Source organism: Halalkalibacter wakoensis JCM 9140 (assembly GCF_000513095.1).
Taxonomy (GTDB): Bacteria; Bacillota; Bacilli; order Bacillales; family Bacillaceae_D; genus Halalkalibacter; species Halalkalibacter wakoensis.
Window position 1 is genome coordinate 16697 of the sequence record NZ_BAUT01000036.1, and the last position, 22694, is coordinate 39390.

Below are 22694 nucleotides of genomic sequence, written 5' to 3' on the forward strand. Positions count from 1 at the left end.
ATATGCCAATCATTACGTGTCGAGATGTTGCCCTTCAATTTACAAATGATCAGACGCCCGTTCTTGATCAAATACAATTAGACATTCAAGAAGGTGAGTTTGTAAGCATCTTAGGAAAAAGCGGGAGTGGAAAAACGACTCTTTTACAATTGCTTGGTGGGTTGTTGTCTCCAACAAAAGGTGTAATCAAGGTTTTGGGCCGTACTTTAACCTCCCCTTTTGATGAGATAACGTATGTATTTCAAAAACCAATTTTGCTTGAATGGAGAAACGTGCTTGAAAATGTATTAATACCGCTTGAATTAAAAAGAAAACCGAATCAAGACGATATAGATAAAGCTTATCAAGTTCTTTCTGCAGTCGGACTTAAACAGCATGTAACGAAATACCCTCATGAATTATCAGGAGGGATGATGTCGAGGGTGACGTTGGCAAGAGCCTTCTTAATGGAGCCAAAAATTCTATTAATGGACGAGCCTTTTTCTGCATTGGATGCGATGACTAAAGAACAATTGCATTTGGTATTGTTAAAACTTACACAACAATTTTCAACAACAACTGTATTTATTACCCATGATATAACTGAGGCAACTTATTTATCAGATCGAGTTGTTTTATTAGGTGGATATCCAGCTCATGTTAAACAAGAGTTTCCGGTAACATTTTCTAGACCTAGGTCGAAAAAGCTAACGTTTGATTCTAGGTTTATTGCCACAACAAAACAACTATACGACTTGATTGAAGGTTTAGAAGATGATGAAAAGGACTAACATTTATTCGATATTGTTATTTGTTGGAATACTTGCTGCATGGGAAATAGTCGTTCGCGTAAAAGAGATATCTAAAATTATTTTGCCGGCTCCATCAGCGATTGGAGCAAACCTATTCCAGCATTTTCAGAGTGGCTACTTTTATCCTCATATTTTAGCAACATCTATTGAAGTGTTTGGTGGGTTCTTTGTTGGCGCGATATTTGGAATTGGCTTAGGTTTTCTTGTTGCACAATCGAAAACCGTTCGAGAAATATTACAACCATATATTATTGCTTCTCAAGCAATGCCCAAATTAGCCTTAGCACCACTTCTTGTTTTGTGGTTTGGATTTGGGTATACACCGAAAATTGTTATTGTGGCATTAGTATGTTTTTTTCCGTTGTTTGAAAGTACAGTTACTGGATTGTCTCATGTTAGTCGTGAGAAGTTGGCACTGTTTCATTCTCTTCGGGCAACGCGAACTCAGACGCTCTGGAAACTTCGATTTCCAACAGCCATGCCCTATATTTTTTCAGGTCTACGTGTAGCTGTCGTATTGAGTGTTGTGGGAGCAGTGATCAGTGAATTTATAGGTGCGAATAAAGGTTTAGGAGCACTGATTATAGCTTCTCAAGGAATGATGGACACAACGTTAATGTTTTCTGTTTTTATTTTACTTACTCTTAAGGGAATCATTTTGTATCAATTAGTTAACTGGATTGAGGCACTCTTTTTAAAAATATAACTATTCTAGGGGAGATTTAAGATGAAAGTGATCAAAAAACTAGGTTCAGCGTTTTTATTTGCTGTCCTAATTGTTATAGCAGTTGGTTGTGGTGCTGAAGAAGAAGTTCAGGAAGTGGTGAATGAGGAAGAATCAAGTCAAGAGGAAGTAACGACCGAATTTGAATTAGAAAAAATTCGAATGGCTTCTTGGAGCCAACCAATTACAGAACAAGCGAATCTCTATTTAGCAGAAGAGCGAGGTTGGTTTGAAGAAGCGGCGATTGATTTTGAATTTATTCCAGGTGCGGGTGGCGGAGACGCGGTTCGTAATATTATCGCAGGAAACGCAGATATTGCCTTTGCAAATGTAGAGGCTGTTTTACTGGCATTAGAACAAGGAGAAGACTTAAGGATTATTTATAACATTTATCCTGAAAATGTCTTTAATCTAATTTCGTTAAAAGAGAGCAATATAACAAGTGTAGAAGATTTACGTGGACAAGATGTAGGGATTTATAGCAGAAGCAGTGGAACCTATCAAAACCTTCTCGTTCTACTACATCAAGCAGGGATGACCGAAGATGATGTTAATTTGATCGAAACGGGTGTTTTAAACTTTGGACCACTTATGAATAAACAAGTAGTGGCTACGGCAGCGACGGATACAGGGTTATTTGATGCACAGAGAAATGAATTAGGAGAAGTGGATGTCATTGAGGTAAAAGATGTGTTAAATACGCCAGCTGATGTGTTTGTTGTTACCGAAAAAACATTTCAGGAAAGAAAAGAGGCGCTAGTGCGCTTTTTACAAGTTTATCGTGACAGTGTAGCATATACAATGGAACATCCAGAAGAGGCTGCTGAAGTGGCGGTAGGGGCAGCCATTGATGGTCAAGATGTAGAAAGAAACATCGAAATTATTACTATTCGTAACAATACTTCTACGAATGAAGAAATTGCTGAAAAAGGGCTTGGATGGTTAAACCTTGATATTTTACAAGAAGTTGAGCAAACCTATTATGATTTAGGTTTATTAAGCGAGCGGGTTCATGTTGAGACGATTACAACTAATGAATTGGTCGAACAATTAAACTAGGTGATAAAATGGACACACAATTACAGCAAAAGGTCGTTCTTATAACAGGTTCAAGTCGAGGAATTGGTGCAAAGATCGCTGAAGGGTTTGCGAGACAAGGGGCTACAGTTGTTATTAATTACTTAAGAAGCAAGGAACGAGCGGAGGAACTAGCCAATTATTTAATGGATACATTTGATATTGATACGATGATTGTTCAAGGTAATGTGACATGTGAATCTGATGTTGAACACATGATCGATGAAGTTATTAGTGAATTTGACACGATTGATATTGTTGTAAATAATGCTTTACATGCGTATGCTTTTGATCCGGATCAGCGTAAGCTTGCTTGGGAACTTGAGTGGGAGGATTACCAAAGACAAATCGATGGTTCATTAAAAGGAACGTATAATGTAACTAAACATGTGATTCCGTATATGAAAAATAAAAAATCGGGCAGAATGATCAACATGATTAGTAACTTAGTTTATCGTCCGGTTGTTCCGTATCATGATTACAATACAGCAAAAGGAGCGGTACTGACGTATTCGCAAAACTTAGCAGTTGACCTTGGCCCATTTGGGATAACAGTCAATTGCATTGCGCCTGGTTTAGTGTATCCTACAGATGCGAGTAGAACGACAAAAGAGGAAGTGAAGGAGCTCATTAAAAGCCAAACTCCTCTCCATCGTATTGCTAAGCCAGAAGATGTTGTGGGAAGTGTTTTATTTTTTGCAAGTGGATGGTCTTCTTTTGTAACGGGACAATGCATCGTTGTAGATGGTGGCTTTGTCATGAAGTAATTTACCTGTGTGTAGATAATGAACAAATACCTCTCGTCACTGGTAATTATCTATGCTAGGCTAAATAGTAGGAAATTAGAAAGGGTGTTATATGATGAGTCAATCAATTGCAAGCTTAATTGATCATACTGCATTAAAAGCTGATACAACCAAGGAGCAAATTGAAGTTTTATGTAAAGAGGCTAGCGAATATAAATTTGCTTCTGTTTGTGTAAATCCGACTTGGGTAAAACGTGCTGCTGAGCTATTACATAATGTTGAAGAAGTAAAAGTATGTACAGTAATAGGTTTTCCACTAGGAGCTTCCACTCCGGAAGTGAAGGCTTTTGAGACTACGAATGCGATAGAAAATGGAGCAACTGAAGTGGATATGGTTATAAACATTGCTGCATTAAAAGATCACAATGACGAACTAGTTGAGTCGGATATTCGTGCAGTTGTAGAGGCAGCGAAAGGAAAAGCTCTAACAAAAGTTATTATTGAGACAAGTCTCTTAACAGACGAAGAAAAAGTTCGGGCATGCAAGTTAGCAGTAAAGGCAGGGACTGACTATGTCAAAACATCAACAGGCTTTTCTACAGGAGGTGCAACTGTAGAAGATATTAAATTAATGCGCGAAACAGTTGGTCCCCATATTGGTGTGAAAGCTTCAGGAGGCGTTCGTGACCTGGAAGGGGCTAGAGCAATGGTTGATGCAGGTGCTACTCGAATTGGGGCCAGTGCTGGAGTTTCAATTGTAAATGGGGAACAGGCTAACACAGATTATTAATTATTTAATTTTAGGACCGGATCGAATGGATTTGGTCCTTTTTTTATAAAGAGACAGCTACTATGACAACTGTCATAATAGGATAAAGGATATTAAAAAGGTAGGTGAGAAAATGGAAGAAGTATGGATTGTTGGTCCTTTGATCATTAAACAAACTTGGCTCATGTTAATTGCGCTCATGATAATAGGACTCACCATATCAAATCTACTGCTTTACGATGAAAATCGTTCTCAAGTTGCTAGGGAACTGTATTGGAACAGTCTGTTCTATTTTTTTATTACATACCAGCTTGCCTCACTTTTTGTATATCCGTCGATAACCATTCGAGACCCGATTGCAGTGTTAGCTATGCCAAGTGGGACGGACGAATGGATCATCGCTTGGGTAGTGGTAACGTTTTATGTATTCTGGAAAATGAGAAATGAAACTAAAGTTATTGTTTTTCTTCCAATCCTTATAAGCTATCTTGTATTAGAAGCCATTTATTTTGCGTTTTATCCTTTTAATTTAAATGGGTACCCTATTAGTTTTTATCAAATGATGTTCAACCTTGTTTTGTTATTATTTTATTATATACAACTACAAAAAGGGACGATGCTACAGAGAATCGCCATTAGAATTGCTGTTCTTTATGGAAGTGTACTAGGAATGTGTTCTCTAGTTTTAGAAGTACGTATGTTTCATGTAACGGTTCCAAGTTGGTTTTATTTCTTAATTGGCTTAATAGGACTGCTCTCTTCCAAAAAAATTACTTTTGTCAAAAGCAGCTTACATAAAAATATAAAAAAAGGAAAAATTGTTTTAGTTGTTTTGGCTATTATTCTTATTTCGAGCTTATTTTCTCCAACTAATCAAGTGATAAATATGGATAGCACCTCGACTTCAAAGGTTGCAGTTGGACAGAGGGCCCCAGATTTCCTATTAACGACAATAGATGGAGAGGAACAATCGCTCTCGAATTATAAAGGACAGTCAATCATGCTTAATTTTTGGGCAACTTGGTGTCCTCCGTGTCGGGCAGAAATGCCAGAAATGGAGAAGTTCTTTCTAAATGAAGATGTAATGATCCTCGCTATTAATGCAACAAATACAGAAAGTACAGTTGATCATGTACAGGAATTTGTTTCCGGTATAGGATTGTCTTTTCCAATCCTTTTAGATGAACGAGAAGAGATTTCTTCCTTGTATCAAGTTGGACCTATGCCAACGTCGTTTTTCATTAATGAAGAAGGAATAATTACAAACATCCATATAGGGGCCATGAATGAAGACATGATGGTTCGAACATTGCAGCAAATAGAATGAGTTTGTTCAGAGGCTCTCAACCAACATAAACGTGGTTGAGAGCTGTTTTGGAGACTATTGAACGTATATGTCATAAGTAGCTTTTTCTGTTTCTACTTTTAGTCCATTTGTTCCGTTCGTAGTCGCTATTTTTCCGAAAAGAGGAATTTCGTAAGCGTTTTGAGGTAATTCTTTCATCCCTTCAGCTGTTTTGATATGACCTTCGCCATGTAAGACCAATTCTTTACTAGGAATGTAGTCATCGATGTTTTGATCATTTGTTATAACTGTTATGTGATCAAGTTGAAGAGTCACTTGATCAATGTCAAAAGTCTGTTGTAAACCGGTAGACAATTCGTTTTTTCGTATGAGTATGGTCTCGCCTTTTTGAGATTCTAGCCATTGTGAAAGATCATGTATTGGTTGAGTCATAAGAACCTCCTCCTTTTAGTGTGTAATTGTACTTTTCCCTGTTCATAATCGAATCATTCCATTGAATAAAATAAAGAAGCTGCTTAGCGGGACCTAAGCAGCTTCTTTATTAAGTTTATGGTGTTTGGGCTGATTCCGCACGCTGCGCATCTAGAGGAGAAGGGCACTCCTCTGTCCTTAAAACAAAGCAGCGTCTCCGCACCCCCCAGTGTAAACCAATAAGGCAAACTCGGCCTTATTGGTTTACACAAACCAGCCTGCTGGTTGTGGTTTTTTGTTGCGGAAAATATGTTTAACTTCTGTGTATTCTTCTAGTCCGATATGTCCTAATTCACGACCAAAGCCTGATTGTTTAAATCCACCCCACGGAGCTTGTGGAAAGTAAGGGTGGAAGTCATTAATCCATACTGTTCCCATACGTAACTTAGAAGCTACTGTTTCAGCTTTTTCAATATCAGTTGACCAAACAGCACCCGCTAAGCCGTAAATCGTGTCATTTGCTTTTTCAATAACCTCTTCAGCAGAATTGAACTTTTCAATCGTTAGTACAGGTCCAAATACTTCTTCCTGAACAATTCTCATATCAGATATACAATTAATAAAAATAGTAGGCTCATAGAAAAATCCGTTCTGGAGTTTTGGATCTTCTGGGCGTTTTCCACCTAAAACTAATTCTGCGCCTTCTTCGATACCGATTTGAACAAAACTTTCAACTTTTTCACGGTGTTCTGCAGAAATTAAAGGTCCACTTTGAGTTCCTTCTTCAAATCCATTTCCTAGTTTAATTTTCTTCGCTTGGTTCACTACTGCTTCAACGAAACGATCATGAATGCTTTCTTCGACTAGTAAGCGCGATCCAGCAGAACACACTTGACCAGCATGGAAAAAGACAGCATTTAGTGCTTGGTCAACGGCTGTATCGAAGTCGGCATCAGCAAAGATAATATTTGGATTTTTACCGCCTAATTCAAGAGCGACTTTCTTTACATTAACACTTGCTGCTTGCATGATTTTCTTCCCTGTTTCAATTCCGCCTGTGAATGAAATTAAATCTACATCTAAACTAGTAGATAGTTCGGCACCAACTGTGTTGCCTGGCCCAAGAACTAGATTGGCAACCCCTTTTGGAACACCAGCTTCTTCCATTAGTTCAAATACTTTAATGGTAGTAAGTGGGGTAATCTCACTAGGTTTAGCAACAAGGGTATTTCCTGCAACTAAAGCTGGAGCAAGTTTCCATGATGCTTGTAATAGTGGATAATTCCATGGGCTGATTTGTCCGCATACTCCAACAGGTTCTCGTACAACGCGGCTCTCTGAATCCGGAATTGGAGATTGAATGACTTCTCCTCCATTTTTATCAGCGAGTCCAGCAAAGTATTGGAATACATTGGCTATGTCATCCATATCTGCATAGCTCTCAATGATGGTTTTCCCAGTATCTAAGGATTCTAGTTTTGCTAGCTCTTCTTTATCTCTTCTGATAAAATCAGCGACTTTTTGAATAATAGCTCCGCGTTCAGATGCAGGTGTTGTAGCCCAATCTCCTTTATCAAAAGCTTTACGAGCTGCTTGGATTGCTAATTGTGAATCTTTTTCATCACCTTCAGTTACTGTTGCAATGACTTCCTGATTAAATGGATTAATGATTTCTCTTGTGTTCCCTGTATGAGATTCAACCCATTGGCCATCAATATACATTCGTCCGATTGCCACGTACATCGCCCCCAAAAATAAGTTATGTTAAATTAATTAAGAAAAAAATTAACGTTTTGAATATCTTAAACTTATCATTCTATATAATTTCTGTCAAAGATAATTTTTTGAAATCAAATTTTATATCATGAACCCATACGCCATTAAATATTTTTTAGATTTTTCTTTTTGACATATTTCAATAATTAGGTAACATTAAAATTATAAAGAAAAAAATTAATAAACTTAATAAAGAGAATTGAGGAGGTGAATTTGAATGAATCAAGTTGATGAAAAAGCTAAACTAATGATTACTAAGGCAAAAGATTTGGTGATAGACTCTATTGCTGAGACAATGGATTTGTATGGGGTAACTAGAAGTGTAGGCATAATATATGGAACCATGTATTTTGAGAATAACATGACTCTTGATGAAATGCGTGAAGAAATTGGAATGAGTAAACCCAGTATGAGTACGGGGGTGAAAAAACTTCAAGAGTATGATATTGTCAAAAAAACATATCAGCGTGGCAATCGAAAACATACGTATGTTGCAGAAAAAGATTTCTTTCAATTTTTCAATAAATTTTTTACGAAAAAATGGGAAAGAGAAATAAATATAAACCTTGAAGCCATTGATCAAGCTCAAAAGGTGTTAAATGACATTATTCATTCCGAAGTTGCAAATGAAAGTAACCAGGAAGAAGCAAAAGAAATTATTGACCTTCTTGAACAATCAAAGTCTTATTATTATTGGCTATTGTCTCTTGTTGAAGGAATTAGAAGTGGAGAAATTTTTCAAACGTTTCCTATTACGGATAAGAAGCTCAGGAAGTAGTATGACTGAATTGGTTAACATATATTCTGACCTAACAGAGATATCACTGTTAGGTTTTTTTGTTTTAATTTGGTTCACCTAATATTGGAATGAGCAAGATTAAATAATCAAGTAAGATCTCGTTCATAATAATTTTTGTCGTGATCAAACAGGTCATGACTGTTAGGTATTCGGAGGTGCATTACCATCGATGGAATGTTATTCTTCATTGTTTTAGTATTGGCTGCAGTTGTAGGTGCACTTGCTTACTTTTTTGGAAGCAAACCGGAGCCAGCCCCTGTATATGTTGGTCGTACTGATTTACAAGATCTAAATCAAGAGTCATTTAAGGAGGAGTTTGGAATGGATAAAGACACAAAAGAAATTATTGAAGATGTAACGGAAGAGGCTGAGGTAGAAATTGGTATGGAGTTAGATCCGCTTAAAGGGCATTTAGAAACTATGCAATCAACTTTAAGTCAACTTCAATCAACTCAGCAACAAGCTAATTCAATGATGTCTTCAGGTCAAGATCAACAACAAACAAATCAACTATTGCAACAAATGCAACAAATTAGTACTCAAGCTCAACAACAGCAACAAAAGACCTTTCAAGACTTGCAGCAATCCATTCAGCAAGCTACGCAAATGTTAGGTTCTGTTAGTCAATCCATTCAGTCCATTAATGTATTGAATCAAATGACTCAACAAATTAATCAGTCCCAGCAACAATTGCAACAACAAACACAACAGCAACAACAACAACAGCAAGAGTTGCAAAAGCTACAACAAATGCAAAACCAACAAGGGCAAGGTCAGAGTCAATACGGCCAAAGTATGTCTCCTAGCCAACAATCGTACCAAAACTAATGTAATGCACCAAAAAGGTACCTGTTTGACTTTCGTCAGCAGGTACCTTATTTTAAGTGGCTTTTTCAGTATGTAGCCATTCAATGAATTTAGCGAAATATGCTACAAAAGGGAGCAAAATAATAGAACAAATTACATTGAAAATGAGGCTAGCATGAGCTAGCTGCATCATTGGTGATGGGGTCAGACTACTAGCAAAAGTACTAAGCCACCCAATAAGTGGAATAAATAATAAAACTCCAAAAACATTAAGCCATATGTTTGCATAAGCAACAAGCTTTGCACTTCTCCCAGAACCTATACTTGCTAAATAGGCAGTGATGCAAGTCCCGATGTTCGCCCCAAGCATAATAGCAATTCCAGCTGGCAAATCCAAAACATGATCAGTCATAAAACCCATTGCAATAGCTGTTGTGGCTGTACTAGACTGAATGATTGCTGTTAACACAGTACCGATCCCAATACCAACAAGCTGGTGCTCATTTGTTAAGTCAAAAAATGAATGAACGGCTGGGATTGCAGATAATGGATAAGCTAACGTTTCTAACCCATCCATGGCAATAAAAATACAAGCAAGACCAAATGATAAACACCCTAAAGAGTATGTTTGTTTGTTTGGAATGAATAAAGAAACAAGACCAATTCCTAAGAGAGGTACGATAAACATGGATAAATCAAGAGCAAGTAACTCTGTTGTCATTGTCGTACCAATGTTGGCCCCTAAAATGATCCCTATTGAATGACGGAAGGCCAAAAGTCCAGTTGCGACAAGCCCTACAGTCATAATGATAATAGCTGAACTACTTTGTAGGATTGCAGTCGCAATCGCACCAACAATTAAACCTTTCCAAGCTGAATTGGTTAAGCGATGTAAGATGTTTTTAAAACTCGCTTGTCCGATATGAAATAAGCCTGCCCTCATGACTACCATTCCAAATAAAAATAAAGCGATAAATACAGCCAACAATGAAACTAATTCTTTGACCACTCCGATCACCTCTCCATTCAATCTATGGACAAAATTGTACATGCATGACAGGAAATCAGAAAAAAAGAAAAAAAGAAAAAAAGAAGCGAATGGTCCGATAAGAAAATAGAGATGTTTAATATAATCGTGTTATTGATCAAAGTGTAGAAAAAAGTATTATGCTATACTAATAGATAGAATCGATGATTTTTAAAGGATTGAGAGGCGCTTATAAAAATGAAGGAGAAATTAATTAAGATTAGCATTAGTTTGTTTGGTCAAAATGGGTTTACAGAAACCTCTATACAAGACATAGTAGAGGCTCTTGGGGTTACAAAAGGTACTTTTTATTATTATTTTAAAAGCAAGGAAGAGCTTCTAATGGAGATTCATCTTCGTTATATAGAGGACTTACTAAAAGGACAAAATGAGATAGTAAGCAAAGAGAGCACCCAAGAGCAAAAACTCTTTGAAATGGTGTACATGCTCATGCAACACATAGAAGGTCATGGACAAAGTGCAAGAGTATTCTTCCGCGAAATGCAACATCTAAATGAAGCTCATTTAGAAGATATCTTTAAAAAGAGTGACGCTTTTAAAGATAATATGAAGAAGGTCATAGAAGATGGTATCAAAAAGAAAGAATTCCGTCAGGATCTTCATGCTAATATTGTAACATTAGCTATATTAGGGGCAGTTAATTGGAGTTACCATTGGTTCAATCCACTAGGGGAATTATCAGATCATGCCGTCTCAAAAATCTATATTGACCTTATGTTAAATGGGCTAAAAGCAAGTAAATAGGGAAGATGTCGTTTTTTGGTTGACCAGTAGTTCTGATTATATTATAATGCTAAGAGACGTGCACTGAAAGGTTAATGTACGTCCTGAGTTGGTTGTTTCGGAGGGAGGGAAATAAAATGGCAGAAACTCGTGTTCGCAAAAACGAATCGATTGATGCTGCACTTCGTCGCTTCAAGAGATCACTCTCTAAAGAAGGAACGTTGGCTGAGGTTAAAAAGCGTAAGCACTATGAAAAGCCTAGTGTTAAGCGTAAGAAGAAATCTGAAGCAGCAAGAAAACGTAAGTTCTAATTGAAGTGAGAGGGTGCTTTCATTGAATCTTCTTGAACGGTTAAATCAAGACATGAAGAATGCGATGAAGAACAAGGAAAAGGATAGACTCTCTGTCATCCGTATGGTAAAGTCGTCGTTGCAAAACGAGAAGTATAAGCTTGGACGTGAGTTGACGGACGATGATAGCCTTACGGTGCTTAATCGCGAACTGAAACAACGCAAGGATTCCCTCCATGAGTTTGAACAAGCAAACCGTGAAGATTTAGCTTCCAAGTTACGAGATGAAATTGTCGTACTTGAAGACTATATGCCAGAACAGCTTTCAGAAGAAGAAGTCACTCAAATTGTTCAAGAAACAATTTCTGAAGTAGGGGCCTCAACCAAGGGAGACATGGGTAAGGTCATGGGAGCAATCATGCCTAAGGTTAAAGGAAAAGCTGATGGTGGTCTTGTGAATCGTCTTGTGCAACAACATTTATCATAATGACACAAACGTCTCATCTCTTCGTGCGAAGAGGTGAGGCGTTTTTTGTTTTGCTAGAGTCTTTTTATTATTTCATGATAGAATGAAATAGATTATGGGATAACTAAATCATAAACGAATATAAAAAAATGAAACCGATGGAATGATGTATTCGTAGAATGAATGAAAATAATAAAAGAAGGGAGGAACTAATTTGAATATAAAAGGTCTTCGAATGAAAATCTCAATTTTCCTTATTCTTTTAGCTGCTTTTCTTGTACCAATTCAACAATTTGCTTATGGGAATGCAGATTCAGATGATGAACCTGTTGTTTATTACATTCCTGTTGAACAAACAGTTGAGCGTGGCCTTGAGGCATTTATGTCACGTTCGATTGCGATGGCGAAGGAAGAAGGGGCAACCCACATCATTTTAGAAATGGATACACCCGGCGGTGCGGTTGATGCTGCAGGGAATATAGCCATGATTATTCAGGAAACAGACATACCTATTATTACGTTTGTTAGAAATAAAGCGATTTCTGCAGGCGCTTATATTGCGCTAAATACCGATAAGATTATTATGGCACCAGGTGCAACAATGGGTTCTGCTGCTGTTATTGATGGTGCTGGGAATGCAGCTGATGAAAAAACTCAATCTTATTGGTTGTCAGAAATGCGCAGTGCAGCTGAATTAAATGGACGTGAACCAGAATATGCCTTGGCTATGGCTGATGCACGAATTGACTTGCCAGAACTAGGAGCTCCTGAGGGTGAATTATTAACGTTAACGGCTCAACAAGCTCTTGAAGTTGAGTATGCAGAAGCAATTGCCTCAAATCGTGTAGAAGTTCTTGATTATTTAGGGTTGGAAAATGCGGTTGAGCATGATATGGAAGTCAGTTTTTCTGAGCAAATTGCTCGGTTTGTTACCCATCCCGTTGTCATTCCTATTTTATTATCAATTGGGAGTTTAGGACTGGTGCTTGAATTGTACTCACCTGGTTTTGGAGTACCTGGACTGATGGGGATTTCTGCTTTATTGCTCTTTTTCTTTGGACACATGTTCGCAGGATTTGCTGGCTGGGAATCGATCATTTTGTTTATTATTGGTTTTTTACTCATTATGATTGAAATCTTCATACCTGGCTTTGGAATATTCGGCTTACTAGGAATTGGTGCTATTATTGGTGGGATGCTGTTAGCTTCTTTTTCAACAGCTTCTATGATTATTTATATTGCCATTGCCTTAGTCATCTCGGCAATTGCAGCGATATTTATTTTTAAATACTTTGGAAATCGTGGACCAATGAAGAAAATTGTTCACAGAGATTCCACAAGTACAGAAAAAGGATATATTACGAATGAAACAAGAAAAGAGTTAGTAGGCCAGAAAGGAAAAACATTAACTCCACTAAGGCCCTCAGGCTCGGCTGTTTTTAACGAAGAACGCCTTGACGTGGTGTCCGAGGGAGGATATATTGGACAGGGTAGCGTTATTGAAGTTGTTTATACAGCTGGTTCACGAATCGTTGTACGTGAAGTGAAAGAAAATCATTCAAAGGAGGAATAAAAAATGGTATTAGATCCTGGTAGTATTACATTATTAATTGGATTAGCAATTTTGTTAATTTTGCTTGCGGTGTTATTTACATTTGTACCAGTTATGCTCTGGATTTCTGCTCTAGCAGCGGGAGTTCGTATTGGGATTTTTGAATTAGTAGGAATGAGGTTACGTCGTGTTATTCCAGCAAGAGTTGTTAATCCGTTAATTAAAGCGGTAAAAGCCGGTCTAGATCTAAGTACATCAAAACTAGAAGGACACTATCTTGCAGGTGGTAACGTTGACCGTGTTGTTAACGCTCTTATTGCGGCACAACGTGCAAACATTGATTTAAGTTTTGAACGAGCTGCAGCAATTGATTTAGCAGGTCGTGACGTACTTGAAGCTGTTCAAATGAGTGTAAATCCTAAAGTAATTGAAACACCATTTATTGCCGGTGTGGCAATGGACGGGATTGAGGTAAAAGCAAAAGCTCGTATTACAGTACGTGCGAATATTGACCGCTTAGTCGGGGGTGCTGGTGAAGATACGGTCATCGCTCGTGTCGGGGAAGGGATCGTTTCGACTATCGGTTCTGCTAATAATCATAAAAAAGTATTAGAAAACCCAGATATGATTTCACAAACTGTACTTTCAAAAGGGTTAGACGCAGGAACTGCATTTGAGATTTTATCAATTGATATTGCGGATATTGATATCGGCAAAAACATTGGTGCCGAACTACAAACGGACCAAGCGGAAGCTGATAAGAAAATTGCTCAAGCAAAAGCTGAGGAACGTCGTGCAATGGCAGTAGCGAAAGAACAAGAAATGAAAGCGAAAGTAGAAGAAATGCGTGCGAAGGTTGTGGAGGCTGAGGCTGAGGTTCCAATGGCGCTTTCAGAGGCATTACGTCAAGGGAATATGGGTGTAATGGATTATATGAATTATCAGAATGTAATGGCAGACACGGATATGCGTGGTTCCATTAGCAAAGCAACTGATGGAGATTCAACTAATCCTAAGCGAGATTAATCATGAATCCTCCCCTAAAAATGAAAGGAGGAGATGAATGTGCCTTTAGAAAATTTACTTGAATTTATTGTCCAGAATTTTATCTTTGTAGCCGTTGTTATTGGTGGTCTGATTAGTATGTTTGGTCGGATGGCTGGAGCTGGTCAGCAGCAACAAGAAAAACGAGGAAATGCTGGTGAAAGGACTAGACAACCACAAACTCAAGACGATCAGGTGGATTGGCGCGATATCTTTAAGCAAGAAGAAATAGAGCCTGCCAGTCCCGGTCAAATTCAAGTTGAAACGACTCATCTAGATAGGACAGACGAAATTGCTGATCGGCAACAGCAAATAAAAGATCAATACGATCAACTCCGTAAAAAAAGAAAAGAAACTTCTTATAAAGCTTCTGAATTAAGAAGTGATACGGAAACACCAAGTAAAAAAGGTGGTCTTGATCTCCATTTAAACCGCTTAACGAATGAAGAAGCGATGAAAGCTGTTGTTTGGGCTGAAGTGTTAGGGCGGCCGCGTGCGCGTCAACCCCACAATACATTTTCAAAAAGAAGATTTTAGAAGTAGTGCCTTTTAGGTACTGCTTCTTTTTTTTGTTTTAAGTGGATTCTTTGTGATAACCAATCAAAATGCATCATAAAGATTAGAGGAGAGGGGGTTCACGTATGAAAAAGATGAGACAGCAAATGAAGAACTGGATGACAAAGCAACTCCAACTACCTGAGGATGTCATGATGGACCTACCGCGAATTACAATGATTGGCCAGTTGCACATTTACATTGAAAATCATCGCGGTGTACTACGGTTTTCTAACCAAGAACTCCGCCTATTGTTAAAACAGGGGCAATTACTCATTAAAGGAGATCATTTTGTCATTAAAACAATCTTGCCAGAGGAACTTTTACTTGAAGGTAGGATTGATCAGGTTCTTTTTATAGATGAATAACGTACATACTTACAACCTACGTATACGTATGTTTTAAAGGGGGAAAAACAAAAATGAAGAATAATTGGACTAACCATTTACATGGCTACGTTCGTGTCCGTATAGATGGTGACTATCCAGAAACATTTTTAAATAGGTGTATAAAAGAAGGCATTTCTATATGGCAAATAAAGAAAATTGGAGATAAGCGCATTGTTTGTTATATGGATGTCAATGATGCAAAGAGGATTCGTCCTCTTTTGCGCATGACACATTGCAAGGTAACATTTATACAGCGAAATGGTTTGCCCTTCTTGGTTAAACGTATTCTTGCACGTTCGGGTTTTGTTGGTGGACTAGCAGCTTTCTTGGTTATTATGTTTATTCTTTCCAATATGGTGTGGGGAGTCGAAATTAAAGGGGCTTCTCCTCAAGTCGAGCATGAATTGAGACAAGTCGTAACAGAAATGGGGATCAAACGTGGAGCCTTTCAATTTTCCTTGCCTAGTGTGGAGTTAATTCAAAGAGATGTAACAGAATTGGTTCAGGGAGCAACATGGGTTGGTGTGAGGCAAAAAGGGACGACCTTTGAGTTTGAAGTTGTAGAACAACAACTTCCTGAAGAAGCTGAGCGCTATAGTCCGAGGCACTTAGTTTCAACGAAGAAAGCAATTATTCGAAAAATATTTGTTGAACATGGTCAAGCTTTAGTTAAGCCCAATGATTTTGTTGAAAAAGGTGATAGACTTGTATCAGGTTATATAGGCAAGGATGAAGCAGAAGATGAGGAGAAAGAGTTAGTCCCTGCACAAGCGGTTGTCTTAGGAGAGATTTGGTACAAGTCTCAAGTAGAAGTTCCATTAGATACCCTTTTTACAACATTAACAGGTGAGGCAAAATCAAAGCATTACGTTTCTATCTATGGCTTTGATTTGCCGATTTGGGGATTTGGAAACATTCATTTTGAACAAACAACTGAGTCATTACATGAAAGACCATTCAAGTTTTTCAAATGGTCTTTGCCGATTTCGTATAAACGCAACGATTTTCTTGAAACCCAACAATATGAGCGTACGTATACAAAAGAAGAAGCAGTTAAAGCAGGTAGAGAACGAGGTCGTCAAGATTTAATGAAACATTTACCAAAGGATGCGGAAATCATTGGCGAAAAAGTTTTGCACGAAGCTGTTGAGAATGGTAAAGTAAACTTACGGATACATTACCAAGTAATAGAAGATATTACATCGGAACAACCGATTATTCAAGGAGATTGAGTCTATTGTCAGAAACGAAAACAATACAGTTAGAAGTCAAGAATGCCAATGAGTCACAATCACTTATTGGACCTCATGACAGACATCTGAAGCGAATAGAAGAGCATCTTCAAGTAACACTTGTCACACGTGGTGAAGAAGTGGTCGTTACTGGAGATGAGAGAAAGATTGAAATTGTCGAAAAAATCATTTCAACTTTAATACAATTAATTCGTAAAGGAATTTCTATTTCTGAAAGAGATGTAGTGTATGCTGTTCAGTTAGCAGAGCAGGATCGTCTTGATGAGTTATTAGAGTTGTACGATGAAAAAGTAGCAACAAATGTTAAAGGAAAGCCTATTATTGCAAAAACATTAGGACAGCGTCACTATGTATCTGCTTTGAAAAAGAAGGATATGGTGTTTGGTATCGGTCCAGCTGGTACGGGAAAGACGTATTTAGCGGTCGTCATGGCAGTTACAGCGTTAAAGGATGGACATGTGAAACGAATTGTATTAACCAGACCAGCGGTGGAAGCTGGAGAGAGTTTAGGTTTTCTTCCTGGTGATTTAAAAGAGAAAGTTGATCCGTATTTGCGTCCATTGTATGATGCCCTTCACGATGTATTAGGAATGGAACAAACAACGCGGTTAATGGAGCGCGGGACCATAGAAGTCGCACCGTTAGCTTATATGCGTGGAAGAACGTTGGATGATGCCTTTGTTATTTTAGATGAAGCGCAAAACACTACGCGTGAGCAGATGAAAATGTTTATAACGAGACTTGGATTTGGATCTAAAATGGTTATCAATGGTGACTTGTCACAAATTGATCTCCCGCGAGGAAAGAAGTCGGGTTTAAAAGTTGCTATTGAAATTTTGGACAAAGTGAAAGACATTGCTTTTATTTACTTGCAACAATCCGATGTAGTTCGACACACTCTTGTTCAGCAAATTATCCAAGCTTACGATAAGCAAGAAGAGGAAGAAAAAGAACAAAGCAAGTGAGAGAGATCATTCTAAGAAGAAAGCCTTGCCTTAGGAGGCGTTAATATGAAGACCCTCTTTATGAAAGAGGGTCTTCAACTTTATTAGTATGATCGGTAGGGAATGAGGTGAAGAATTTGAAAAGAAGATCAACGATAGATCAGCAGAAGTGGTGGAAAAGACTACGTGACCACCAATACATAAGGAGAATTCTTTTTATTACGGTAGGCATCATCCTATATATACTACTTCTTGGAAATGTCATTCCAGAAACAATGGATATTCGCTTATCTCAAATTGCTGATAAAGATATTCGTTCACCAATTACGATTGAACATCAGACGGCAACAGAAGAAAGGCGAAGTGCGGCCGTTGATGAGGTAGGCCCCGTTTACGACTTAAAAAGGGAATATGCTCAAAGGCAAGTGAAAAAAATAGATGATATTTTTGAGCTTTTGCAACAGGTTAGATTAACAGAAGCAGAGGCAGAGGAGAATAGCGAGGAAGAGCCATTAAGTGAAGAAGAACAACTTGAAGGAAATGTTGAGTATGTGAAAGAAGTTTTATCATTACGAAGTAACAACGGGATTACTGATCAAGCTCTTGTCACACTTTTACAGGCTACTGACTCACAGTTGCAAATAGCAAGGGAAACAACAACTAATGCTGTTCATGAAGTCATGAGTGAAAGAATTTCCATTCGTGAATTGCCTGAGGCGAAGCAAGAAGTGAGCAATCAAGTTGCGTTGTCAACGGTTAATAGCCAATTAATTGATGCAATGATTGAAGTGGCACAGTTTGCAGTCATTCCTAATTATATTTATGATGCTAATGCGACTGAACAAGTAAGGCAAGAAGCAGCAGAAAGTGTCGAGCCTGTCTTGATTCGAGAAGGCCAACTCCTTGTAAAGGAAGGGGAAATGATCACTCACGACATATATGAACAACTCCGAATTGTTGGGCTTTTAGATGATTCGTTTAATGTATTTCCTTATATAGGTTTGGCCTTGCTAGTTTTACTCATTGTGAGTATGTTGGCGTATTATGTAAATGAAGCTAAAACATCCGTTCAAAATAATAACAGCCATCTATTAATGTTTATGTTAATTTTTATCGTAACTGTGGCTATTATGAAGATAACAAGTCTTTTGGAAGGGTTAGAAATTCAAGGAATTGGATTTGTCGTCCCTGTATCAATTGGCGCTATGTTAATTACGTTGCTAATTCATACGCGTCTAGCGTTGTTCACGGGAATTATGTTTGCTGTAATCGGAAGCATCATGTTTAACAATGAAACGGTAGGGACGTTCCATTTTACTTATGGATTTTATATGTTGTTTAGCTCATTTGCAGGAGCTTATTTCTTAGATAAATCCAATCGAATTTCCAGGATTTTACAGGCTGGGTTGTTTGTATCTAGTATTAACATTGTGGCTATTTTGTCTTTGCTTTTTATGAAAACCGTTCAAAGTGGTTGGTTTGAAATAGGAATGCATATAGGTTTTGCCTTTCTTTCTGGATTTATTGCAGCTGTGTTAACAATAGGATTGTTGCCGTTTTTTGAGGCAGGGTTTGGGATTTTATCAACCTCTCGTTTAATTGAACTGTCAAGTCCTAACCAACCTTTATTGCGAAAGATATTGGTGGAAGCTCCAGGAACATACCACCATAGTGTTGTTGTAGGAAACTTAGCTGAAGCAGCATGTGAATCCATTGGTGAAAATGGACTGTTAGCACGAGTTGGGTCTTATTACCATGATTTAGGTAAGACAAAAAGGCCACATTTTTTCATTGAAAACCAAATGAGAATGGAAAATCCTCATGACAAAATTTCTCCACAATTAAGTCGGACCATTATTATTGCTCATCCATACGATGGTGCTGATTTGTTAAGAGAATATAAAATGCCTAAGGAGATTATTGATATTGCGGAGCAACATCATGGGACAACTCTGTTAAAGTACTTCTATCACAAAGCAAATCAGGATTCCGAACAACCTGTACCAGAATCTCAGTTTCGTTATCCTGGTCCTAAAGCACAAACAAAGGTATCTGCTATTGTTGGAATTGCTGATAGTGTTGAAGCGGCTGTTCGAACGATTCAGAAGCCGACTCCTGATAAAATTGAGGCATTAGTAAGAAAAATAATTCAAGACAAACTGGAAGACGGACAATTTGATGAATCTGATTTAACGTTAAAAGAACTTGACCAAATTGCGGTATCAATTCTTGAAACGTTAAAAGGAACCTTCCATCAACGTATTGAATATCCAGAAGATCCAAAAGGAAAGGGAGAAAAAGGATGAATGTAATCGTTGACTTTACAGACGAAACAGAAAGCATTACAAAACTTCAACAAGACCTTGTTGAGAAGATTATTTTAAAAACATTAGAAATAGAACAATTATCAGGAGAATTAGAAGTGTCAGTGACCGTCGTAAATGAACAGCGTATTCAAGAGATCAACAAAGAATATCGGGATAAAGACCAACCCACTGATGTCATTTCATTTGCGCTTAATGAGCAGGGTGAAGAGGAGCCAGAGTTCACTAAGCTGGAGGGGATGCCTAATATCCTTGGAGATATTATCATTTCTTCGGCGCATATAAAAAGGCAAGCTGAAGAATATGGACATTCCTTTGAGAGGGAGCTAGGATTTCTTACCGTTCATGGAGTGCTTCATTTATTAGGGTATGATCATATGACGGAAGCGGATGAGAAGGAAATGTTCTCGAAGCAAGAGGATATTTTGGCTGCTTATGGGCTTACACGATAGAAATAAAAGAGGGTTTAAACGATTGCTTAAGTCATTTTTTTACGCTTCACAAGGCTTTCGTTATGTAGTGAAACATGAACAGAATATGCAAATTCATTTACTAGTAGCAACGGTTATGATTATCACTGCATATTTTCTAAATTTCCCGATTTATCACTGGGTTCTTTTACTATTAGTGATTGCTGGAATGTTTGCACTAGAAATCATGAATACAGCAATTGAACGTACGGTCGATTTGGTTACAGAAGAGTACCATCCATTAGCAAAAAGAGCAAAAGATATTGCAGCAGCGGCTGTTTTTGTATACTGTTTGTTTGCTGTAATTATTGGTTGTTTTCTGTTTATACCAGCCATAATGAATTGGTTATAGAACTGCTTGAGAGGAGATCCCTCTAATATGTGGAAAAGATTTCAGAAGAACATTATTGCAGGAATTATATTTTTATTGCCGGCAATTGCGACCATTTATGTGATCCAATTTTTATTTGGGCTTATAGATGCTTTTCTCGGTTCATTTATAACCGATTTGTTAAAAGCATTAAATATTATTACGATTGAAGAAGGTACGATATACTTTCTTGGTGTGTTTACCCCATTCTCTGAGCGTCTATTAGGTATAGGATTTGTTCTTACGATCTTACTGCTTACCTGGGTTGGGGCAATGCGGATTCAAGGAAGAGGAGTAAAAGTATTTGGGACAATCGATCGGACTTTTAGAAGAATTCCAATTGCAAATTCTATTTATACGTCTGTTGAGCAAGTCATTCATGCATTTGCGCAAGAACGTACCTCTTTTAAAAATGTCGTACTGGTTGAGTATCCTAGAAAGGGTCTGTATACAATTGGGTTTCAAACAGGTGAATCAAAAGGAGAAGTTCAGCGTGTTACGGCAAATGATTGTATAAATGTTTTTTTGCCGACAACACCAAATCCAACATCAGGCTGGCTTGTATTAGTACCTAGAGATGAAGTGATTGTTTTAAATATGACGGTTGAACAAGGGTTAAAGTTTATCATCTCTGGTGGAGTTGTTGTTCCACCTGACCCAGAAGCTATCGCTCAAAATATGGAGACTGAATACGACGAAAGAAAAATGGTTGTTCATGTACGTTCAAGAGGAAAGGAAGAGAAAGATGAATAAAGACCAGTTAATCGTTGAAGCTAAACGAGCAAGAGAGCATGCGTATGTACCTTATTCAAAATTCCCAGTTGGTGCAGCTCTTCTAATGGAAGATGGTTCAGTTTTTAAGGGGGCCAATATAGAAAATGCTTCGTTTGGTCTTACAAATTGTGCAGAACGTACCGCTCTGTTTAAGGCTTATTCAGAAGGAAACCTTAAAGTGAAAATGGTTGCCGTTGTAGCCGATACAGATGGACCAGTTTCGCCATGTGGGGCTTGTCGTCAAGTTATGGTAGAATTATGTGCTAAAGAAACCCCAGTTATTTTAACAAACTTAAAAGGAAATATTAGTGAAATGACGGTAGAACAATTACTACCGGGTGCATTTACAGCGGAGGATATGAATGAATAACGAAAAAGGATTTAAATCAGGATTTGTTTCCATTATAGGTAGACCGAACGTTGGAAAATCAACATTGTTAAATCACGTGATCGGACAAAAAATTGCAATTATGTCTGATAAGCCACAAACGACTAGGAATAAGATACAAGGTGTTTATACAAGCAATGAATCTCAAATTGTGTTTATTGACACCCCAGGAATACATAAGCCTAAACATAAGCTAGGCGATTTTATGATGAAAGTCGCTCAAAACACATTAAGAGAAGTAGATTTAGTTTTGTACGTTGTGGATGCTACCGAGGCATTTGGATCAGGAGAAGAGTTTATCATTGAACGTCTAAAAGACACAACCACACCTGTTTTCTTAGTCATAAATAAAATTGATAAAATTGTTCCAGACGATTTGTTAGGGGTTATTGAAACGTATCGAACAAAATATGACTTTAAAGAAGTCATCCCGATTTCAGCTCTACAAGGGAATAATGTTACGACCCTTATGGAGCAAATTACAGAATACCTTGATGAGGGACCTCAATATTATCCAAGTGACCAAGTGACAGACCACCCAGAACGATTTGTGGTTGGTGAACTTATTAGAGAAAAGGTTTTACATTTAACAAGAGAAGAGATCCCGCATTCGGTTGCGGTTAATATTGAGCAAATGAAAAGAAGAGAAAATAGCGATACGGTTTATATTGGTGCAACCATTATTGTGGAAAGGACATCACAAAAAGGGATCATCATTGGAAAACAAGGTTCAATGTTAAAAGAAGTAGGGAAACGAGCACGTGGTGATATCGAAGCTTTACTTGGTTCCAAAGTATTTCTCGAAATATGGGTGAAAGTCCAAAAAGACTGGCGCAATAAACCAGCCCATCTCCGAGACTTTGGCTTTAGAGAAGATGAATACTAGAGAAATTAAGCC

General features: G+C 37.8%; 26 protein-coding genes. 23 read left to right on the forward strand and 3 right to left on the reverse strand.

Annotated features, from left to right (window positions below; genetic code table 11):
* Positions 1 to 2: 2 nt before the first annotated feature.
* The 6 genes from JCM9140_RS13570 to JCM9140_RS23810 all read left to right on the forward strand — a co-directional run bounded on the left by JCM9140_RS13570 (position 3) and on the right by JCM9140_RS23810 (position 5434).
* Positions 3 to 770: an ABC transporter ATP-binding protein gene (locus JCM9140_RS13570; RefSeq protein WP_052002264.1), complete on the forward strand. Its 768-nt coding sequence runs from the start codon at positions 3 to 5 to the stop codon at positions 768 to 770.
* Positions 754 to 1497 carry an ABC transporter permease gene (locus JCM9140_RS13575; protein WP_235715353.1) on the forward strand — a complete coding sequence of 248 codons (744 nt, stop codon included), beginning with the start codon at positions 754 to 756 and terminating at the stop codon, positions 1495 to 1497. Before JCM9140_RS13570 ends, JCM9140_RS13575 begins: the two co-directional genes overlap by 17 nt.
* A 21-nt stretch (positions 1498 to 1518) precedes the next feature.
* Positions 1519 to 2574 carry an ABC transporter substrate-binding protein gene (locus tag JCM9140_RS13580; protein ID WP_034747412.1) on the forward strand — a complete coding sequence of 352 codons (1056 nt, stop codon included), beginning with the start codon at positions 1519 to 1521 and terminating at the stop codon, positions 2572 to 2574.
* A gap of 8 nt (positions 2575 to 2582) precedes the next feature.
* Positions 2583 to 3359, forward strand: coding sequence for a 3-oxoacyl-ACP reductase (locus JCM9140_RS13585; RefSeq protein WP_034747415.1), 777 nt, complete (start codon positions 2583 to 2585; stop codon positions 3357 to 3359).
* A gap of 94 nt (positions 3360 to 3453) precedes the next feature.
* Entirely contained in the window at positions 3454 to 4128 is a 675-nt protein-coding gene (gene deoC, locus JCM9140_RS13590) for a deoxyribose-phosphate aldolase (protein WP_034747418.1), read from the forward strand.
* A gap of 112 nt (positions 4129 to 4240) precedes the next feature.
* On the forward strand, positions 4241 to 5434 hold the full coding sequence (locus JCM9140_RS23810; protein ID WP_156314878.1) for a redoxin domain-containing protein: 1194 nt from the start codon (positions 4241 to 4243) through the stop codon (positions 5432 to 5434).
* A gap of 54 nt (positions 5435 to 5488) precedes the next feature.
* Here the strand turns inward: JCM9140_RS23810 and ymzB are convergent, their stop codons facing one another.
* On the reverse strand, positions 5489 to 5845 hold the full coding sequence (ymzB, locus tag JCM9140_RS13600; RefSeq protein ID WP_034747421.1) for a protein YmzB: 357 nt from the start codon (positions 5843 to 5845) through the stop codon (positions 5489 to 5491).
* 243 nt (positions 5846 to 6088) lie between these two features.
* Positions 6089 to 7546: a betaine-aldehyde dehydrogenase gene (gene betB / locus JCM9140_RS13605; RefSeq protein WP_034747483.1), complete on the reverse strand. Its 1458-nt coding sequence runs from the start codon at positions 7544 to 7546 to the stop codon at positions 6089 to 6091.
* Positions 7547 to 7817: 271 nt separating this feature from the next.
* Here betB and cudC point away from each other — a divergent pair, with 271 nt between their 5' ends.
* Together cudC and JCM9140_RS24550 are read left to right on the forward strand one after the other, a co-directional pair.
* Complete coding sequence (gene cudC / locus JCM9140_RS13610) at positions 7818 to 8378, forward strand: choline uptake/conversion transcriptional regulator CudC (protein WP_034747424.1); 561 nt, start codon at positions 7818 to 7820, stop codon at positions 8376 to 8378.
* A gap of 195 nt (positions 8379 to 8573) precedes the next feature.
* Positions 8574 to 9227, forward strand: coding sequence for a hypothetical protein (locus tag JCM9140_RS24550; RefSeq protein ID WP_052002266.1), 654 nt, complete (start codon positions 8574 to 8576; stop codon positions 9225 to 9227).
* Between the two features lie 52 nt (positions 9228 to 9279).
* Here the strand turns inward: JCM9140_RS24550 and JCM9140_RS13620 are convergent, their stop codons facing one another.
* The gene (locus JCM9140_RS13620; protein WP_034747427.1) at positions 9280 to 10215 is read right to left on the reverse strand and encodes a Na/Pi symporter; all 936 of its coding nucleotides are present in this window, start codon (positions 10213 to 10215) and stop codon (positions 9280 to 9282) included.
* A 216-nt stretch (positions 10216 to 10431) separates the two neighbouring features.
* Here JCM9140_RS13620 and JCM9140_RS13625 point away from each other — a divergent pair, with 216 nt between their 5' ends.
* The 15 genes from JCM9140_RS13625 to era all read left to right on the forward strand — a co-directional run bounded on the left by JCM9140_RS13625 (position 10432) and on the right by era (position 22682).
* The gene (locus JCM9140_RS13625; protein ID WP_034747431.1) at positions 10432 to 10998 is read left to right on the forward strand and encodes a TetR/AcrR family transcriptional regulator; all 567 of its coding nucleotides are present in this window, start codon (positions 10432 to 10434) and stop codon (positions 10996 to 10998) included.
* 116 nt (positions 10999 to 11114) lie between these two features.
* Positions 11115 to 11288 carry a 30S ribosomal protein S21 gene (gene rpsU, locus JCM9140_RS13630; RefSeq protein WP_003323311.1) on the forward strand — a complete coding sequence of 58 codons (174 nt, stop codon included), beginning with the start codon at positions 11115 to 11117 and terminating at the stop codon, positions 11286 to 11288.
* Between the two features lie 22 nt (positions 11289 to 11310).
* On the forward strand, positions 11311 to 11754 hold the full coding sequence (locus JCM9140_RS13635; protein WP_034747434.1) for a GatB/YqeY domain-containing protein: 444 nt from the start codon (positions 11311 to 11313) through the stop codon (positions 11752 to 11754).
* A 199-nt stretch (positions 11755 to 11953) separates the two neighbouring features.
* Complete coding sequence (locus JCM9140_RS13640) at positions 11954 to 13306, forward strand: NfeD family protein (RefSeq protein ID WP_235715354.1); 1353 nt, start codon at positions 11954 to 11956, stop codon at positions 13304 to 13306.
* Positions 13307 to 13309: 3 nt separating this feature from the next.
* Entirely contained in the window at positions 13310 to 14311 is a 1002-nt protein-coding gene (gene floA, locus JCM9140_RS13645) for a flotillin-like protein FloA (protein ID WP_034747436.1), read from the forward strand.
* Between the two features lie 39 nt (positions 14312 to 14350).
* Complete coding sequence (locus JCM9140_RS13650) at positions 14351 to 14866, forward strand: YqfB family membrane protein (RefSeq protein WP_034747439.1); 516 nt, start codon at positions 14351 to 14353, stop codon at positions 14864 to 14866.
* 104 nt (positions 14867 to 14970) lie between these two features.
* Positions 14971 to 15252 (forward strand): sporulation protein YqfC, encoded by a 282-nt coding sequence (gene yqfC, locus JCM9140_RS13655; protein ID WP_034747442.1) that lies wholly within the window; start codon positions 14971 to 14973, stop codon positions 15250 to 15252.
* Positions 15253 to 15305: 53 nt separating this feature from the next.
* A complete protein-coding gene (yqfD, locus tag JCM9140_RS13660; RefSeq protein ID WP_034747446.1) occupies positions 15306 to 16505 on the forward strand; it encodes a sporulation protein YqfD in 1200 nt (399 codons plus the stop codon).
* Between the two features lie 5 nt (positions 16506 to 16510).
* Positions 16511 to 17491 (forward strand): PhoH family protein, encoded by a 981-nt coding sequence (locus tag JCM9140_RS13665; RefSeq protein WP_034747449.1) that lies wholly within the window; start codon positions 16511 to 16513, stop codon positions 17489 to 17491.
* Between the two features lie 116 nt (positions 17492 to 17607).
* The gene (locus JCM9140_RS13670; RefSeq protein ID WP_052002267.1) at positions 17608 to 19776 is read left to right on the forward strand and encodes an HD family phosphohydrolase; all 2169 of its coding nucleotides are present in this window, start codon (positions 17608 to 17610) and stop codon (positions 19774 to 19776) included.
* Complete coding sequence (gene ybeY, locus JCM9140_RS13675) at positions 19773 to 20246, forward strand: rRNA maturation RNase YbeY (RefSeq protein ID WP_034747452.1); 474 nt, start codon at positions 19773 to 19775, stop codon at positions 20244 to 20246. Before JCM9140_RS13670 ends, ybeY begins: the two co-directional genes overlap by 4 nt.
* Before the next feature lie 22 nt (positions 20247 to 20268).
* Positions 20269 to 20616, forward strand: a complete 348-nt coding sequence (locus JCM9140_RS13680) for a diacylglycerol kinase family protein (protein WP_369384431.1) — start codon at positions 20269 to 20271, stop codon at positions 20614 to 20616.
* 27 nt (positions 20617 to 20643) lie between these two features.
* Positions 20644 to 21387, forward strand: coding sequence for a DUF502 domain-containing protein (locus JCM9140_RS13685; protein WP_034747457.1), 744 nt, complete (start codon positions 20644 to 20646; stop codon positions 21385 to 21387).
* Positions 21380 to 21778 carry a cytidine deaminase gene (locus tag JCM9140_RS13690; RefSeq protein ID WP_034747460.1) on the forward strand — a complete coding sequence of 133 codons (399 nt, stop codon included), beginning with the start codon at positions 21380 to 21382 and terminating at the stop codon, positions 21776 to 21778. Before JCM9140_RS13685 ends, JCM9140_RS13690 begins: the two co-directional genes overlap by 8 nt.
* A complete protein-coding gene (era, locus tag JCM9140_RS13695; RefSeq protein WP_034747464.1) occupies positions 21771 to 22682 on the forward strand; it encodes a GTPase Era in 912 nt (303 codons plus the stop codon). The genes JCM9140_RS13690 and era overlap by 8 nt, the downstream gene beginning before the upstream one ends.
* The last annotated feature ends 12 nt before the right edge of the window (positions 22683 to 22694 follow it).

What these genes read in the sequence shown, in the direction of transcription:
- JCM9140_RS13570 (WP_052002264.1), top strand. Translation starts at nt 3, where the DNA reads ATGCCAATCATTACGTGTCGAGATGTTGCCCTTCAATTTACAAATGAT.
- JCM9140_RS13575 (WP_235715353.1), top strand. Translation starts at nt 754, where the DNA reads ATGATGAAAAGGACTAACATTTATTCGATATTGTTATTTGTTGGAATA.
- JCM9140_RS13580 (WP_034747412.1), top strand. Translation starts at nt 1,519, where the DNA reads ATGAAAGTGATCAAAAAACTAGGTTCAGCGTTTTTATTTGCTGTCCTA.
- JCM9140_RS13585 (WP_034747415.1), top strand. Translation starts at nt 2,583, where the DNA reads ATGGACACACAATTACAGCAAAAGGTCGTTCTTATAACAGGTTCAAGT.
- deoC (WP_034747418.1), top strand. Translation starts at nt 3,454, where the DNA reads ATGAGTCAATCAATTGCAAGCTTAATTGATCATACTGCATTAAAAGCT.
- JCM9140_RS23810 (WP_156314878.1), top strand. Translation starts at nt 4,241, where the DNA reads ATGGAAGAAGTATGGATTGTTGGTCCTTTGATCATTAAACAAACTTGG.
- ymzB (WP_034747421.1), bottom strand. Translation starts at nt 5,845, where the DNA reads ATGACTCAACCAATACATGATCTTTCACAATGGCTAGAATCTCAAAAA.
- betB (WP_034747483.1), bottom strand. Translation starts at nt 7,546, where the DNA reads ATGTATATTGATGGCCAATGGGTTGAATCTCATACAGGGAACACAAGA.
- cudC (WP_034747424.1), top strand. Translation starts at nt 7,818, where the DNA reads ATGAATCAAGTTGATGAAAAAGCTAAACTAATGATTACTAAGGCAAAA.
- JCM9140_RS24550 (WP_052002266.1), top strand. Translation starts at nt 8,574, where the DNA reads ATGTTATTCTTCATTGTTTTAGTATTGGCTGCAGTTGTAGGTGCACTT.
- JCM9140_RS13625 (WP_034747431.1), top strand. Translation starts at nt 10,432, where the DNA reads ATGAAGGAGAAATTAATTAAGATTAGCATTAGTTTGTTTGGTCAAAAT.
- rpsU (WP_003323311.1), top strand. Translation starts at nt 11,115, where the DNA reads ATGGCAGAAACTCGTGTTCGCAAAAACGAATCGATTGATGCTGCACTT.
- floA (WP_034747436.1), top strand. Translation starts at nt 13,310, where the DNA reads ATGGTATTAGATCCTGGTAGTATTACATTATTAATTGGATTAGCAATT.
- yqfC (WP_034747442.1), top strand. Translation starts at nt 14,971, where the DNA reads ATGAAAAAGATGAGACAGCAAATGAAGAACTGGATGACAAAGCAACTC.
- yqfD (WP_034747446.1), top strand. Translation starts at nt 15,306, where the DNA reads ATGAAGAATAATTGGACTAACCATTTACATGGCTACGTTCGTGTCCGT.
- ybeY (WP_034747452.1), top strand. Translation starts at nt 19,773, where the DNA reads ATGAATGTAATCGTTGACTTTACAGACGAAACAGAAAGCATTACAAAA.
- JCM9140_RS13685 (WP_034747457.1), top strand. Translation starts at nt 20,644, where the DNA reads ATGTGGAAAAGATTTCAGAAGAACATTATTGCAGGAATTATATTTTTA.
- JCM9140_RS13690 (WP_034747460.1), top strand. Translation starts at nt 21,380, where the DNA reads ATGAATAAAGACCAGTTAATCGTTGAAGCTAAACGAGCAAGAGAGCAT.
- era (WP_034747464.1), top strand. Translation starts at nt 21,771, where the DNA reads ATGAATAACGAAAAAGGATTTAAATCAGGATTTGTTTCCATTATAGGT.